Annotated in this window: 11 protein-coding genes; 10 read left to right on the top strand and 1 reads right to left on the bottom strand. The window is 44.5% G+C overall.

Annotation, left to right across the window (positions count from 1 at the left end; translation table 11 throughout):
- Positions 1-30: 30 nt before the first annotated feature.
- From MHH46_RS25955 to MHH46_RS25930, 6 genes are all read left to right on the top strand, one after another.
- Positions 31-2,403, top strand: coding sequence for a YcdB/YcdC domain-containing protein (locus MHH46_RS25955; RefSeq protein WP_076194602.1), 2,373 nt, complete (start codon positions 31-33; stop codon positions 2,401-2,403).
- Between the two features lie 776 nt (positions 2,404-3,179).
- Positions 3,180-4,832: an extracellular solute-binding protein gene (locus tag MHH46_RS25950; RefSeq protein ID WP_076194604.1), complete on the top strand. Its 1,653-nt coding sequence runs from the start codon at positions 3,180-3,182 to the stop codon at positions 4,830-4,832.
- A gap of 183 nt (positions 4,833-5,015) precedes the next feature.
- Complete coding sequence (locus MHH46_RS25945; protein WP_036679607.1) at positions 5,016-5,921, top strand: sugar ABC transporter permease; 906 nt, start codon at positions 5,016-5,018, stop codon at positions 5,919-5,921.
- Between the two features lie 19 nt (positions 5,922-5,940).
- Positions 5,941-6,828 carry a carbohydrate ABC transporter permease gene (locus MHH46_RS25940; RefSeq protein WP_038573097.1) on the top strand — a complete coding sequence of 296 codons (888 nt, stop codon included), beginning with the start codon at positions 5,941-5,943 and terminating at the stop codon, positions 6,826-6,828.
- A gap of 83 nt (positions 6,829-6,911) precedes the next feature.
- Positions 6,912-8,675: a sensor histidine kinase gene (locus tag MHH46_RS25935; protein WP_076194607.1), complete on the top strand. Its 1,764-nt coding sequence runs from the start codon at positions 6,912-6,914 to the stop codon at positions 8,673-8,675.
- Complete coding sequence (locus tag MHH46_RS25930) at positions 8,653-10,314, top strand: response regulator (protein WP_076194609.1); 1,662 nt, start codon at positions 8,653-8,655, stop codon at positions 10,312-10,314. Before MHH46_RS25935 ends, MHH46_RS25930 begins: the two co-directional genes overlap by 23 nt.
- Before the next feature lie 78 nt (positions 10,315-10,392).
- Here the strand turns inward: MHH46_RS25930 and MHH46_RS25925 are convergent, their stop codons facing one another.
- Positions 10,393-11,220, bottom strand: coding sequence for a TerC family protein (locus tag MHH46_RS25925; protein WP_036679597.1), 828 nt, complete (start codon positions 11,218-11,220; stop codon positions 10,393-10,395).
- A gap of 662 nt (positions 11,221-11,882) precedes the next feature.
- Between MHH46_RS25925 and nifB the strand changes: the two genes are divergently transcribed.
- From nifB to nifK, 4 genes are all read left to right on the top strand, one after another.
- The gene (nifB, locus tag MHH46_RS25920; protein WP_076194612.1) at positions 11,883-13,259 is read left to right on the top strand and encodes a nitrogenase cofactor biosynthesis protein NifB; all 1,377 of its coding nucleotides are present in this window, start codon (positions 11,883-11,885) and stop codon (positions 13,257-13,259) included.
- A gap of 6 nt (positions 13,260-13,265) precedes the next feature.
- Complete coding sequence (nifH, locus tag MHH46_RS25915) at positions 13,266-14,132, top strand: nitrogenase iron protein (protein WP_076194636.1); 867 nt, start codon at positions 13,266-13,268, stop codon at positions 14,130-14,132.
- Positions 14,133-14,207: 75 nt separating this feature from the next.
- Entirely contained in the window at positions 14,208-15,671 is a 1,464-nt protein-coding gene (gene nifD, locus MHH46_RS25910; RefSeq protein WP_076194615.1) for a nitrogenase molybdenum-iron protein alpha chain, read from the top strand.
- Positions 15,668-17,209, top strand: a complete 1,542-nt coding sequence (nifK, locus tag MHH46_RS25905; protein WP_076186364.1) for a nitrogenase molybdenum-iron protein subunit beta — start codon at positions 15,668-15,670, stop codon at positions 17,207-17,209. Before nifD ends, nifK begins: the two co-directional genes overlap by 4 nt.
- Positions 17,210-17,233 lie beyond the last annotated feature (24 nt).

Below are 17,233 nucleotides of genomic sequence, written 5' to 3'. Positions count from 1 at the left end.
GAATCACGTGTTAGAGGAGGATGAATTCTTTTGAAAAGCAATAGTACTCTTTTTGTTCATCAAACAGCTAAAACGGTATTAATCACTTCCGTTGCACTCGCGTTACTCTTACCCCCTGGCTTAGCCGCAGCCGATTCTATATCTGTTAGCAGCAACACTTCCGTAACGCAGGTTAGTACGCAATCAGCGGCTCCAGCTACGACTACGAAATCTGAGGCTGATCCTGCAAAAGTGAAATTCACGCAGGAGCAAGCCATTGCAAAGTTAAAAGAACTATTCCCATCTCTAAAAGATGCAACTGTAAACAATGTTCAACTGGGATCTAACCAAAGCTACCCAGCTCCAGCAAATCAAATGATCTGGCATATTCAGTGGCAGGTTCAAGAAGGGAATATAGGATATGGTTTTAGCAGTGAGGTAGACGCCATTAATGGTGATATCATCAACACCTATCTCTCATTCTCCCAGGAGAAGAACGAATCCTATTATCCACCGAAAGTATCGCAGACTCAGGCATTGGAGATCGCCAAGACTTTTGTGGCTAAGGCAGCCTCATCGATTAAGAGCAGTGAGCTGCAATTAAATGAGAATGTTGGTTATAGTTATTTTTCGGAATCATTATTCGGTCCTGTTCAATATGGATATAACTTCAGTATTCTGAAAAATGGTATTCCTTCTGGATCGGACAGCATTAACATAGTTGTGGATGGTAACGGAACTGTAACGCAATTCTCTAAGTCTTCTCAAGGGCTTGAGTACCCGTCTGCACAGCCCAAGATTACCTTGGAGCAAGCACAGAAGCAATTTGCGGAACAGTTTGATGTGGGCCTATTTTACATTCCTATTTATAAGAACGGAAAACCTAACAACTGGATCCTAGGCTGGCGTCCAATAGATCAGTCTCTATATCCTATCGATGCATTAACGGGCAAGCGGATAGATTATGAAGGAAAAGAATCCGTATCCACCTCAGTCGTGTATTCAGAAGTAGCGAAGAGCAAGGATGTTTTTCAGGCAAGAAGTTCTAGTACAGAGCTTTCTGCAAAAGAAGCAGCACAGCTTGTAGAGAAGGTTGCTTATATCCCGGCAGATCGTAAATTGATCTCGCAAACCTTGAGAAATGACTATCAGGATTCAGATCGAAAAATCTGGCAGCTATACTGGGGCAGTAATGGAAATGATCGTTACATTGGTGCTGGCTTTCCAGAACAATCCTCTGCTGAGATCGATGCAAAGACCGGTGAAGTATTGCAGTACCAGGTTCAAGCTTATGGTGCTATTCAGGATAAGAAGAAGGAAGAGCCGGCACCTGCTGGAGGTAAGAAGCTTAGTGAGGCTGAAGCGAAGGTGAAAGCGCTTAGTATAATTAATAGTCTATATCCTCAGGCGAGCCAGAAGCTAAAGCTGGTAGAATACGGGGATAATTCGAGTTTGACTTCAGACGGATCAGGATATGGATACCAGTTTATTAGATATCATCAAGGAATTCCTGTGAGTGACAGCACCATTACGGTAAGTTTGGATCTTTACGGCAGACTGACTTCTTACATGGGGAATCGGATAAGCGGTATCGATGGAATCACATTATCGCCTGATGCAACAATTTCCAAGAAAGAAGCGCTCGAAAGTTATAAGCCTAAATATCAGACTAAGCTGAAATATACTCAGGTTGGTGGATACAATACTTATAGTAACTATGTCGCACCGAAGGTGAAGCTGGTATATGATACAACCTTTGATGAATCTAACGGATTGAATCAGGTTTTGGATGCAGCCACTGGAAAATGGGTTGCGGTGTATGATTACCTCGGTCAGCAGGATGCTCAACTATCTGCAACGGATATCAAAGGTCATGCAGCAGAGCGGGAATTATCAGAATTGGTAAACCACCATGTGATTACACCGGATGCCGATGGCAAAGTGAACCCGGATCAAGAAATAACTGTCGGTGATTGGTTATCCTATCTTGCCAAAGCTTCTAGTCCGAATTTCACCAATTATTATAATAATAATGAACGAAAAACTGTGGCAGGCGTGAAGCCAGAGAATTCATATTATGATGCAGTTATTTTTGCAGCAGATCGTAAATGGATCAATAAGGATGAAAGCCTGCAAGTAGAGAGTAAGTTAACCCGGGAACAGCTTGCTGTTCATCTGGCTAATTTCTTGAAATACAATAAACTCACAGCTTATCTTGATAAAGATGTGACTGTAAGTCAGTTTAGTGATAGCTCAGCTATAAACAATAAGGGGGCCGTGGCTCTTGTTGTGAAATTGGGACTCTTAAAGGATGACAACGGCAAGTTTAATCCGCAGCAGAATGTAACAAAAGCGCTGGCGGCTTCGGTGATCATGAAGCTAGTGGAGCTGCAAGGAAAGACCGATCAGATCATAGGTCAATAAGTGTTAATAAGACAGCCAGGCAGCGATTCTCCGACGATTGGAGAATCGCTGCCTGGTTTTTTAGTTTGCAGCGCGGCGGATTGACTAAAGCATCTCTATCTGGCAGATGCAGTTTCCAGTATCCTCTCAGCATTTTTTGTGCGCCGATTCTTGCTGGAATCCGCAAAATAACTGCATTCTATACAGCTATTTCTTATGCAAAAGGTGAATGTGTATCTTTAATTGCATTCTCTGCAACTAAAACTAGAGAATTCACCTACTGGCGAGAAAAGCAAGAATATAAGTGTACGGAATACACTTATATCCTTTGGCCGAGTGATTTGATGCATTATAAGTGTACTAAATACAATTAAACGCGTAATGCCGCGTAATGCCGCGTAATGCCGCGTAATTCAATGCTTAATTCAACGCTTAATTTATCCTCAGCGCAATCCTCAGCGTAATCCTTAGCGTAATCCTCCGCGCAATCCTCAACGCAATCCTCAGTCCATTCCGCCTACACTATGCAACCGCCGGCTCACTATATAGGTAATCTTGATGGCTAAGATTCTTAAGGGATAGCATAAGGATCCGCCTCTTTTTTGTGTAATTAATTACCAATACATAGACACTTACAAACTCACAGTATTATGATAATCAGAGTGACCCTAAAGCGGAGCTTTGTTAGGCGAACATGAATAGGTAAAGAAAAGATACCGAATGTAAACGGTTCACACTCGCTGTGTTAACGCTTTCTTCTTACAATTAGGATATAGAAAATAAGGGAGGTTCAATAGATGAAAAGAAAGATTAAAGGCTTGCCTTTAATGGCATCGGCCATTGTTTTATCATTAGTTTTCAGTGGTTGCTCCAGCAATAATAGTGGAAACAGTAGTAGTACCGCAGAGGGAAACACTAGTGCGCAAACGGAAATGGAAGGCGGCCCTTTAACCAAATATGATCCGCCGATCAAACTTCGCTCCACGATGAACGAAACAGGCAAAGAGACGTTGGCGCAGGGCGATACACATTCCAATAACATCTGGACCAGAGGATACGAGGAAGAGCTTGGGATTAAAGTGTCCTATGACTGGATTGTGGCTGATGCCAACTATAACGATAAAATGAACGTTACCTTGGCGAGCGGGGATTTGCCTGATTTGTTAAAGGTGTCCACGGTGCAATTCGAGCAGCTTTATGAAGCTGGCATGTTGGAGGATTTGACCGGGGTATTTGATAAATATGCTTCGGATCTTGTCAAAGAATATTACGCTGAAGAGGACGGAGCAGGGCTTAAGCCGGTTACGAAAGATGGAAAACTGATGGCGATGGTAAGCTTCCCGGGTTCGCTGGATTCCTCTGATATGATATGGATTCGAAAAGACTGGATGGACAAGCTGAATCTGGCAGAGCCAACATCCATGCAGGATATTATTAAGATTGCAGAAGACTTTACATTTAAAGATCCAGACGGAAATGGCAAACAGGATACTTACGGCATTTCGTTGAACAAGGACTTGCCAATCAATGCGTTTCTACTCGGGTACCATGCTTACCTGGAAACTTGGATCAAAAACGCCGATGGCGAGGTTGTGAATGGTACGATTCAACCGGAGGTAAAGGCTGGACTTGCGGAGCTGCAAAGATTGTATAAGGAAGGAGTCATTGATCCAGAGTTTGGGGTAAAAGACTTTGCCAAAGCGATGGAGGATGTGAATGCTGGTAAATCCGGTATGTTATTTTTGCCGCAATGGGCCCCTTTCCAAGTAAAGGACATGATTAAAAAAGATCAAAATGTTAACTGGGTGCCTTATCCAGTACAATCTATTGATGACCAACCTGCCAAAACTCAAAACCATCTTACGATTGGAGGCGTATTCGCGGTCCGTAAGGGCTACGAACATCCGGAGGCATTGATCAAGCTGCTTAACTTCCAAGCAGAGAAAATGTTTGGGGAGTCCGCTAAAACAGAACGGGCAAAATATTTGAACGGGGACACAGGTCTGGGCTTCCAAAATGCGGTTGTATCCAACCTGCCACCGAACAAAAATGTAAAAGCACAGGATGAAGTGGAAAAAGCCCTTGAATCGGGAGATACCTCAAACATGGGCCTTGAAGCTAAATTATTCTATGATGATATTCAAAGCTACCGCGGTGGAGATCTTGATAAATGGCATATGGAACGGATCTTTGGGCCGCTTAGCTCACAATCGGTTATCAAACACTACCGCGACAATGACTTGGTGTTGATGAATGAGTTCATTTATGCCCCAACTAAAACGATGAACAGCAAAGCGGCTACCTTGGATAAACTGCGTGCAGAGACCTTTGTCAAAATCATTTACGGAAGTCTTCCTATCGATGAATTCGACAAATTCGTAGCCAACTGGAAAAAGCTCGGTGGAGATCAAATAACGAAAGAAGTAAATGATATCGTAAAAGCAAACTAGTAAAAACGACGCAGAAGAGGACTGCCCCTAGTCATGATAATGACAAACGGGCAGTTCTTTTTTTGGCTGAACAGCTATTCGGTTCGATAACCAGGTCAACAAAAGATACTTAAAGTCAATACGCTACACTATTAAGGCAATTTGGGGCTGCTCTATAATTGAGATACAAGGAGGAGAAAGCATATGCACTTTAATACTAAGCAATTTCTACGTAATATTCCGCTCCATTTAATGATTTTACCTGCCTTAATAGTGATCATTATTTTTAGTTATATTCCGATGGCTGGCCTTGTAATTGCCTTCCAGAATTTTTCCCCGATCTCAGGGTTTAAGAATATGAACTGGACAGGGCTCGAAAACTTTCGTTATTTGTTTGAGCTTCCCGGTTTTGGTCAGGTCGTATGGAATACTGTATTTATCTCCGTCATGAAAATTATTGCTGGCCTGACCGTGCCAGTTATAGCGGCTCTATTGCTTAATGAGGTTCGTGTAAACGGCTTCAAACGTTCGATTCAGACGATTATTTATATGCCGCACTTTTTCTCATGGGTTATCTTGGGCGGGATTATCGTAGATGTACTGTCTCCGAGCAGCGGGATTGTCAACATGCTTTTAAAAGCACTAGGCATGCAGCCTATTCAATTTCTAGCGGACAATAGCTGGTTCCCATACGTACTAGTGATCACAGATCAATGGAAGGAGTTTGGATTCGGGACGATTATTTATTTGGCGGCTTTAACCAGCATTGACTCCTCTCTTTATGAAGCTGCTGTAATCGATGGTGCCGGAAGATGGAAGCAGACCTGGCATATTACGCTTCCGGGCATTCGCCCGATTATGATCCTTATGCTTACACTCAGCCTTGGCAACGTCCTGAACGGGGGATTTGACCAAGTGTTCAACCTCTACAACCCGCTAGTGTATGAATCAGGCGATATTTTGGACACGATGATTTACCGAATTGGTCTACAGGATGCTCAGTACTCTGTATCGACCGCACTAGGATTGATAAAATCGGTAGTTTCCTTCGTATTTATCGGGCTGGGTTATTATCTGGCGTATCGTTTTGCTAAATATCGGATTTTTTAGAGAGAAAGGAGTGGACTAAATGCACCATACTTCAACTGCTTATCGTTGGTTTCTCCGCTGCAATTATGTATTTCTGACTTTGCTCGCAGTGCTTTGTCTTTTTCCGATCGTGAACATTCTGGCGATCTCCTTTAGCTCCAGCGCAGCTGTTAACGCGGGTAGCGTAACCTTCTGGCCTGTGGATTTCACTCTTTCTTCCTATAAATATATCCTTCAGAACAACCAGTTCATTCACTCCTTCGGAACTAGTCTGCTTCGGGTAGTGCTTGGGGTATCCGTTAACTTGTTGTTTACGATTCTAGTAGCTTATCCGCTGTCTAAAGAGGCAAAGTCCTTCCGCTCACGGACCGTGTATGCCTGGATTTTTGTGTTCACGATGCTCTTCAGCGGGGGTCTGATTCCTGGCTATTTAATTGTAAAAGAAATGGGGCTGCTGGATAGCATCTGGTCGCTTGTTATACCGGGCGCGGTGCCGATCTTTAATGTTCTGCTCATGCTCAATTTCTTCAGAGGTTTGCCAAAAGAATTGGAGGAAGCCGCATGGATGGATGGCGCAGGACACTTACGTACGTTGTGGAGTGTGTATCTGCCTGTATCTATGCCAAGTATTGCGACCATTACGTTGTTCGCTTTGGTAGGTCACTGGAATGCATGGTTCGATGGCATGATTTATATGAGAAGCCCGGAACATTATCCGCTGGCCACCTATTTACAATCCATACTTCAGCAGGTATCGATCCAGACCGAAAATATTACTTTTGAACAAGCTGCGTTATTAAACCAAATCTCAGACCGTACAACGCAAGCCTCCCAGATCTTCTTGTCTATCATTCCGATCCTGGCGATTTATCCGTTCCTGCAAAGATATTTTGTGCATGGACTAGTCGTGGGTAGTGTAAAGGGTTAAACTGGACTGGACCTAAAAATAAGAAGGAGCCTGAACATGGCTCCTTCTTTATTATTATTCGATAGAAGAGGGAGAACATTCCAATGAAATCATTCTCCATCGGGTGGAACCCCGATTCCATTGTGATCAAGCTGATCGGAGCTTTCCTATTGGTCATGCTTCCACTCTGTGCGCTGAGTATATCTATTACCTACTATAGCTCCAACCAAATGCAAGCTGAAGTGGAGAGGGCGAACGAATCGAAGGTTCATTTTTACTACAGCCATCTTGAATTTGAGCTGCAACGGATAACGGGCTTAGTCACGGAGTACTCTCAGGATGAAACGCTGGCTACCTTCAGTACCCGTATTCCAATTATGAGCCGGTACGAAGTGGATTCTAATCTGAACAATATATACACCAAGCTAAAACAAATCAAAGAAACCAGTCCTTATATTAGTGATGTTGTGTATTATGTCCCGGAAATTAATAAGCGGGTTAGCGCTGCGGTGGGGGTTAGGGATGTCACCAACGAGGAATGGCAAAGTCTGCTGGCCACTATGGGTAATCTGAAGGGTGCTTTATCTAAATACGAAGACGACTTATATTTACTGCGTAGTAATCCTTATAACCTGGATCGCAATCTTTCACCTAATTTTTTGCTGGGAGTGAAGCTTTCCTCACCTGAGCTTGAGTTGCGTTTGAAAGAATTTGCGGTATCAGGGGGGAGCGATATTACGTTAGCCTTCGGCAATAACGATTATGTGATATCAACTTCTGACCAGAAGCCCAGGTTGTTTCCCATAGAGAAACCACTAAATAGTGAAGAGACTGTAAGTGTGCAGCGGTATCGTTTTGATAATTCTTTTTACTATTCGCTCTACGATCACAGCAATAACTTTAGGCTGACCGCAAATATTCCCAATACGGTGCTCATGAAGCCGATTCATGTCTACTCATTGCTGCTATGGCTGTTGTTCGTTGTCTCGATAGTGATCATTATCTTGTTCTCTTTATGGACATACAGGATGATTCATCGCCCGATGTCTATTCTTATCAGGGGGTTTAAGAAAGCGGAGCAGGGGCAGACGGGGATCTTTATAACTCACTCCCGCAGGGATGAGTTTGGGTATCTATATTCTCGTTTCAATGAGATGCTTAAGCATCTGAATACGTTAATCGATGAGAACTACGTGCAGCGTATCCGGACAGGGGAAGCGGAGCTTAAACATTTACAATCGCAGATCACGCCTCATTTTCTCTATAACAGTCTATTTAGCATAAAACAGATGGCTGAGGTGGAAAATGTAGAGCTGATCAAGGAATTCTCTGATTATTTAGGGCAATATTTTCGGTACATGACCCGGGATTCCGCCCAGGAGGTTACTTTGCAGCAAGAGCAGGAGCATGCTTTGGTCTATCTGGCTATACAGCGGATTCGTTTTGGCGCGAGAATTAGAGCTGAGGTAGATGAGATTGCAGCGGATTGCCGGGACATCAAAGTCCCACGGGTTCTCCTGCAGCCCATTATTGAAAATGTATTCGAGCATGGGCTTAAGCAAAAAAGCAGCAATGGCCTATTAAAAATGAGTTATGAAAAAGTTGAGCATACGCTGACTATTATAATAGAAGATAACGGTGACTCACTTAGTGAGGACAAGTTAAATCTCTTGCAGCGCCAGTTCTCCGAGCAGAATGCCATTCAGGGGGAGATCACGGGTTTATTAAATGTAAATCAGAGATTGAGGATCAAATTTGGTTCCCCTTATGGCTTGCAGGCAGAGAGAAGCAGTTTGGGCGGACTTTGTGTAAGAGTCAATTTACCGCTTAAAGGGGACGTGCAGGATGCAACGAATGATGATAGTTGATGATGAGCCTAATATTTTGGATGGGCTGTACGAATTTTTTGTAAAGGCAGATTTTAAAGATTTGGAGATCATAAAGGTTCATTCAGCGGATCATGCCATAGACTGGCTTAATACCGTAAAAATAGATATTGTGCTTAGTGACATCTGTATGCCAGGTATGGATGGGATGGCGTTAATTCAGGAAATTGTCGACCGCTGGCCACGTTGTAAAGTAATTCTGCTGACAGGACATAATGAATTCGATTTTGCCCATCAGGCGATCCGAAATCCTTGTGTAGTCGACTATTTATTGAAGACAGAGGGGATGGATAAAATTCGTGCCGCTGTGGAGCTGACTTTGGAGAAAATATCTTCAGAAGAGGATTATTTCTATAAAAGCCAGTGGCTTCGCGACAAGCTCCCGCGCGCGCTGCCCCAGTTACAGCAGCAATTATTACACGATATTCTAAGACGCACCGAACGGATAGACCGGCAGAGCTTGCAGGTTGAATTCGACGCCATTCAGCTCCCGTTCAACGCGGATGGACCCGTCCTGCCTATTATTATGCGAATGGAGGCTTGGCGAAATTATGAAACGGCTTCAGACCGGAGCTTAATTCGTTATGCGGTAGCCAATATTGCGGAGGAGCTGCTCAGCGACAAGGTTGAAGTTAAGGCTGTGGATCTGGATCCGGGGACGATAGCTTGTTTTGTTCAGCCTAAAAGTGAAAGTGTATCCTCAATCAAGGAAGAAGAGCTCTGGTTAAAAACGCTCCGCTTCGTCCACGGAACAATGGAATCCGTTCAGCAAGCCTGTGGCAAATGTCTGCAACTATCTGTGTCTATCATCGCCAGTGATCAGGAAGTGCATTGGCATGAGCTGAACTATGCCTTGAACCGTTTACGATTAGCCATTTTTGATAGCCCCGGACTGGGGATGGAAAAGCTGCTGAGGATAAATACCAAGGAAGTGGGCCCAAGTCCAGGTTCTATGCATAATCGAAATGCAACAGCGGAATTACTGCTCGACTATTTAAAACAAAGGCTGCTTGAAGGTGATCTCGATTGGGGCACATCTTTTCGCAAATGGGTGGAGCTCTCGGGGGAAGGTGGGCCGGAGGATCCTTTTTTGAGATTAAGATTAATGTCTGGGATCAGCAACACCCTGCTGCAGACTTTACAAGAATTAGGTTTAACGGAAAAAGCACATAGCGGTATGAATTTATCACGCTTGTTATATTTTAATATCAATACACACTGGTCGGATGTTATCTCTTTTTATCACACGTTTTTTGAATGGATTATCTCGAACAGAAGCGCTACCTATAAACATGATGAATCGAATATCCTGTCCATGATCCACCAATATATTAAATCCCATCTGGCCGATGATTTGTCCTTAACCCGGATTGCGCAGGAAGTCTCACTTAATCCGTCCTATCTGTCACGCTGGTATAAAAGAACGACAGGGAAGGGGATTTCTGATTATATTCTGGAGAAAAAAGTGGAGCTGAGTAAGGAGCTGCTGCTTGGAACTGCTCTAAAAATGCACGAGATCTCCGGCCAGCTCGGGTTTAGTGATCAGCACTATTTTTTTCGATTCTTCAAAAAAACCGTTGGCTGTACGCCGCAGGAATATCGAGAGCAAAAACGAGGATAAATAACAATACCCCGAAAGACGGACACCTGTTCAGAAGGTGCATCTTTCGGGGTATGGTTTGTGGCTGTATTTTTACGATTACTTACCGAGTTGTTTGTCTACTTCTCGAACCGGATTCTCGCCAACATTCTCTTCAACCTTGTGGCTACTCATAAACCAGCCGATTACAGCGATGAGTACGAGCACAACGTAGAAGGTGGCTTTCCACCAGGTACTATGAGCGAAATCTTCGGACAGAACACCAAGTGAAGGGTGCGCCAATGTAATGACTGACAGCTTAACACCCACCCAACCTACGATAAAGAAGGCTGCAATTTCAAGTCCTGGACGGGAATGCAGCAGCTTAACGAAGAAGGAAGCTGCGAAACGCATAATGACCAGACCGATAAATCCACCGGCAAAGATGACGAGGAATTGTCCGCCATCAAGGCCTCCGATTTTTGGAAGACCACTTGCAGGAAGAGCAACCGCGAGTGCAACTGCGGCTAGGATGGAATCGACCGCGAAGGCGATGTCAGCAACTTCTACCTTCAGAACAGTAAACCAAAAGCTGGATTTCTTTTTATTGACCGCACCGTCAGTGCCGCTTTCAGCAGCTTCATCTGTGACGGGCTTCTTAAACAACAGTTTTCGGAAAATATGATTACCCGCGATAAATAATAAATAAATCGCGCCGATGGCTTGTACTTGCCAGATATCGACCAGATAGGAGATGACAAATAGCGAACCGAATCGGAACACGAAGGCCCCCGCTAATCCGTAAAACAACGCTTTTTTTCTTTCCTCATCAGGAAGGTGCTTAACCATAATTGCCAATACCAATGCGTTATCTGCGGCGAGTAGTCCCTCTAGTGCTACCAGAACAAGCAATACCCAACCGTACTCTAATAATAATCCCCAATCCATTACTGTTGTCCTCCCTTTTTGAATGCAAATATCTACCAAAAGATATCTACCCTACCATTTTAACCAAATTTATATAAAAAAGACCTTTACCAAACAGATTAGCCTTTGGAATAAAGGTCTAACCTGATTGGTAAAGGTCTCGCTAACAATGTGAATTGCCAATAAAGCCGGAGAATATCCTCATATTCTCGTATTGACGACTTTATTTAACAGCTACTCCCCTTTACGGGATATATTAAATTTTTAAGATTATTCAATGTGTTCTTGCCTAAAGAGATCATATACGAGATGAAAGTCATTGTCAATAAAAGTTGCAGAAATAAATGGATTCTATCTTTTAAGAATCCTTAAAATGGCCAGAAACATGACATGATGACGGAGAATCAACAGAGATTGAATAAAATGGAAACGGAAACATGATATATATAGGTTATATAAACTAACATTTAATATGACGAAACTGCAAACATAAGGAAAAACAGGACTTAAAAAGGGAAAACTCGATTGACGATGTAGGTTGATGAAAATATGATGAAACTAATCAAAGCAATCAAGCGAGAAATGCGTTAACTAAAATTACATGAGTTGTTCTATCGGAGTGAGTTTTACTGCGAAGAAGTACTAGTAGTTCATGCTGCATAAAATTTTTAGGAGGTGGGGAAATGCCGCAGGCGTCATCGAGGTTATCCATTGAAGCAGAGGAGGAGCTCAGCCGCCATCCCTGCTACAGTGAGGAAGCTCATCGTTTTTTTGCTAGGATGCACATCCCGGTTGCTCCCGCCTGTAACATCCAATGTAATTACTGCAACCGGAAATTCGATTGTGTGAATGAAAGCAGGCCTGGTGTAGTTAGTGAAGTGCTAACTCCAGAGCAAGCTGAACGCAAAGTGAAAGGTGTAGCCGCACAGCTGATGCAACTGTCGGTAGTTGGGATTGCAGGTCCGGGTGATCCGCTGGCGAATCCAGAACGAACCTTTGACACGTTCGAACGAGTCAAGCGGCAGGTCCCTGATGTTACCCTTTGCCTGAGTACTAATGGATTGACCCTTTACAGGCATGTAGACGCCATACTAGCGCTAGGTATCCGTCATGTCACGATCACCATCAATGCCGTTGATCCCAATGTGGGCCGTGAAATTTATCCATGGGTTGTTGACGAAGGGATCCGGTACGAAGGACAAGAAGCAGCGGAGCTGCTGATCAGCCGCCAGCTTCAAGGTTTGGAGCTGCTGGCGCAGCAAGGTGTTCTTGTTAAAGTTAATTCCGTTATGATTCCAGGGGTCAATGATCATCATCTCCCTGAAGTATCGCGAACAATTAAAACGCTTGGGGCAACTCTGCATAATGTGACGCCTTTAATTATCGCACCAGGAAGTCAGTATGAACGGGATGGGCGCAAGGCGCCGCGTCCTAAAGAACTGCACAACCTGCAGGAAGTGCTTGGGCGCGAAGGGATGAAGGTCATGCGCCATTGTCGACAATGCCGTGCTGATGCCATTGGGCTGCTAGGTCAGGATCGTAATCAGGATTTTATATTAGAAAAGATGGATGAAAATCCAGTTATTAATGAGCAAGCTAGAGCGCTCTTTCAACGTGAACTCGATGCCAAAATCCGTCAGCGTGTCAAAGCCAAAGAGCTAAGGCAGAACTCTTTCCAGCAAGGGCAGCACACCACCAAAGTCGCTGTTGCTACACGTGGTGGGGATAAGGTCAATCAACATTTTGGCCACGCGACAGAGTTCATGGTTTATGAAACGGATGGAATAAGCGTGAAACTGCTAGGTATCAGAAAGATTCAGGCCTATTGCCACGGTAAAGCGGATTGTAATGGGGATAAGAATGCCACGCTACAAGAAATTATTTCTATATTACAGGACTGTCAAATATTGCTCTGTTCTGGTATTGGCGATGTCCCCCGCGCCAGCTTAAATAAAGCCGGAGTATTGCCTCTGGTGCGTAAAGGTGAAATACAAGATGCGATTCTCGAAAGTGTGAAGATCAGCTCTTATTTTGAAAATATATCGATTTCGAAGGGATGATGAATGATGAGACAAATAGCTTTTTACGGTAAGGGCGGTATCGGTAAATCCACAACTTCGCAGAACACTTTGGCGCAGCTCGCCACTAAATTTGGTCAAAAAACAATGATCGTAGGCTGTGATCCTAAAGCGGACTCCACACGGCTGATTTTGAACACTAAAGCTCAGAATTCAGTGCTCCAATTGGCAGCAGAAAGAGGAACGGTTGAGGATTTGGAGCTCGAGGATGTAGTTCAGTTGGGATATGGCGACATTCTTAATGTGGAGTGTGGTGGACCTGAACCGGGTGTGGGTTGTGCCGGCCGCGGGATTATTACAGCTATTAATTTTTTGGAGCAGCAAGGGGCTTATGAAGGATTGGATTTTGTATCCTATGACGTACTTGGTGATGTGGTATGCGGTGGATTTGCAATGCCGATCCGTGAGAATAAAGCACAGGAAATTTATATCGTATGCTCCGGGGAAATGATGGCTATGTATGCGGCCAATAACATTGCGCGCGGAATTCTAAAGTATGCCAACAGCGGTGGCGTAAGATTGGGCGGTCTGATCTGCAACAGTCGTAATACGGACCGTGAGGATGAGCTCATTATGGAGCTGGCACGCCGTTTGAATACACAAATGATCCATTTTGTCCCGCGGAATAATGTGGTTCAGCATGCAGAGCTGAGAAGAATGACCGTGGCCCAATATAATCCTCATCATCAGCAAGCGAGAGAATATGAGATTTTGGCAGAAAAGATCCTGAATAACAATATGATGACAATCCCGACCCCGATTTCTATGGAAGAGCTGGAGGATTTACTCATGGAATTTGGTGTGATTGAGGATGAAGAGACGGCGCTGAAAAAGCTGCAGGCATCTGGCCAATAATTAGGTTCGTCCGGTGAACAGGAGTGGAGAGACGGCTGTTCACCGGATCACTCTAAGGGATGAGGAGGGTTCAGAATGGGGCTTAATATCGAAGATAACCAAAAGATGCTCGAAGAGATTCTTGAGGCTTACCCGGAAAAGGCACGGAAGGATCGTCAGAAGCATTTTGAAATCAATAATGAAGAGTTAATAAACTGTGGCAAATGCGCCATCAAATCGAATATGAAGTCCCGTCCGGGGGTTATGACCCAAAGAGGATGTGCTTATGCCGGTTCGAAGGGCGTGGTCTGGGGCCCGATCAAGGATATGGTGCATATCAGCCATGGTCCTGTAGGTTGTGGGCAATATAGCTGGGGAACAAGACGGAATTATGCCAACGGAACACTGGGCATTGATAATTTTACGGCTATGCAGGTGACGAGTGATTTTCAGGAGACAGATATTGTATTTGGCGGTGACAAGAAGCTTGAAGTCATTTGCCGTGAAATTAAAGAAATGTTCCCACTGGCTAAAGGAATTTCGATCCAATCAGAGTGTCCTGTGGGGCTAATCGGAGACGATATTGAAGCGGTGTCCAAAAAAATGTCTATCGAGCTAGGTATCCCGATCATTCCCGTTCGTTGTGAAGGGTTCCGTGGGGTTAGCCAATCCTTGGGTCATCATATTGCTAACGATGCGATCCGTGATTTTCTGATGGGGAAGAAGGAGCTTGCGGAATGTGGTCCTTACGATATTAATATTATCGGAGATTATAACATCGGTGGGGACGCTTGGGCTTCACGCATTTTACTGGAGGAAATGGGTCTGCGTGTTATTGCGCAGTGGTCTGGGGATGGAACCATCAATGAATTGGCGATTGCGCATAAGGCGAAGCTCAATCTGATTCACTGTCATCGCTCCATGAACTATATGGTAACGACGATGGAGAAAGCATATGGGATTCCTTGGCTGGAATACAACTTTTTCGGGCCGACCAAAACCGCTGAAAGCCTTCGAGCCATCGCCGCAAGGTTTGATGAATATATTCAGGAAAACTGCGAGAAAGTCATCGCTAAGTACACGCCACAAATGGAGGCGATAATCTCTAAATTTAAACCCCGGCTGGAAGGTAAAAAGGTCATGCTGCTGGTAGGCGGATTACGTGCCCGCCATACACTGGGGGCTTATGAGGATCTGGGGATGGAGGTAGTGGGCACAGGGTATGAGTTCGCTCACAAGGATGATTACGAGAAGACATTTCCTGAACTTCCGGAAGGCACTATTATTTACGATGATCCAACCGCTTACGAGCTGGAAGAGCTTGCGCAAAGACTTGATATTGATCTGATGGGCTCGGGTGTGAAGGAGAAATATGTGTATCACAAGATGGGTATTCCTTTCCGGCAAATGCACTCTTGGGATTATAGTGGTCCTTACCATGGCTATGATGGGTTTAAGATTTTTGCTAAGGACATGGACATGACCATTAACAGCCCAGTGTGGAGCTTGATTAATTCAGGGAAAACAGGATCACTCCCTAAAAAGGAGGCGCGCGTATGAAGGACAAACTGGAGATCCCAGATTACAATACATTATTTCAAACTGAACCCTATGTGAAGCAACGTGATGGGAAAAAAGCATTCGAGGCACCCTGCAGTGAGCAAGAGACAGCAGAAGCATTAGCCTACTCGAAGTCGTCTGAATATAAGGATAAGAATTTTGCCCGCACCTCACTGGTAGTTAATCCTCATAAAGCATGCCAGCCCCTAGGAGCCTTGATGGCTGCGCTGGGATTCGAGAAAACTCTGCCGTTTATACATGGCTCTCAAGGCTGCACTGCGTATTTTCGTAGTCATTTAAGCCGTCATTTCAAGGAGCCGACCCCCGCAGTTTCTTCCTCTATGACAGAAGATGGTGCGGTGTTTGGAGGGATGAACAATCTTATTGATGGTCTTGAAAATAGTGTGGCGCTCTATAAGCCAGAGATGATAGCTGTATCCACTACATGTATGGCTGAGGTTATAGGGGATGATCTGCAGGCTTTTATATCCAATGCCCGCCAGAAGGGTGCAATTTCGAACGAAATTCCAGTGCCCTACGCCAACACGCCAAGCTTTTCCGGATCACATATTACAGGTTACGACTCCATGTTAAAGTCTATCCTCAGTACCTTGTTCATCCGCTCTGGGATTGAAGCTACCCCTGGCAGTGGAGAGGGAACTGGAGAGAAGCTGAATGTCATTTTAGGGTTTGAGCCTTATACGGGGAATTTTGCGGAAATTCGAAAAATCCTTGCCGCGTTTGATACAGGCTACACCTTCCTTGGTGACCACAGCGGCAATTTTGATTCCCCGGCTACAGGTGAATATTCCTATTATTATGGGGGAACGAAGCTGGCGGATGTGCCGAAGGCAGCTAATGCGTTGGGAACTCTATCACTTCAGAAATATTCTGTCAAAAAAACATTGGAATACATCAGCGGCACATGGAAACAACAGACCGTTGCGATGTCGACTCCGCTGGGCATTCATGCCACAGATCGGCTAATAGAGTCTATCAGTGAATTAACGGGATTGCCCATTCCGCCTGAGCTTGTGGAAGAACGTGGCCGGGTAGTGGATGCTTTGCTCGATAGCCACCCTTATCTGCATGGCAAACGAGTGGCTTTAGTTGGCGATCCGGATTTGCTGATCGGCCTGATTGAATTCTGTCTGGAAGTGGGTATAGAGCCTATTCATATTGTGTGCTCCAATGGGGAAAACGGATTTAAAGAAGAAGCGAAAGCTCTGCTTGCTGCCAGCCCTTACGGGGCAGAAACGACGGTTCATATCGGAAATGATTTGTGGCATATGCGCTCTCTGCTGATTGATGATCCTGTGGATCTGGCCATTGGAAGCTCTCATCTTAAATTTGCTGCCAAAGATGCCGACGTTCCTTTGATCCGTGTAGGCTTCCCTGTCTTTGACCGCCATCATCTGCATCGTTATCCGATTATCGGTTATCAAGGTGCCTTGAACTTGTTAACTACTATAGTAAATACAATTCTGCAGGGGTTGGATGAGGATTCATCTGGCTTCAACCACGATCTTGTTCGTTAGTAGGAGAACGTTAAGCCGAATCGT

Origin of the sequence: Paenibacillus sp. FSL H8-0175, from assembly GCF_045040615.1 — a bacterium.
GTDB classification, from domain to species: Bacteria; Bacillota; Bacilli; order Paenibacillales; family Paenibacillaceae; genus Paenibacillus_AQ; species Paenibacillus_AQ odorifer.
Note: the sequence above shows the minus strand (reverse complement) of the source record. Positions and strands in the feature narration are given on the sequence as shown.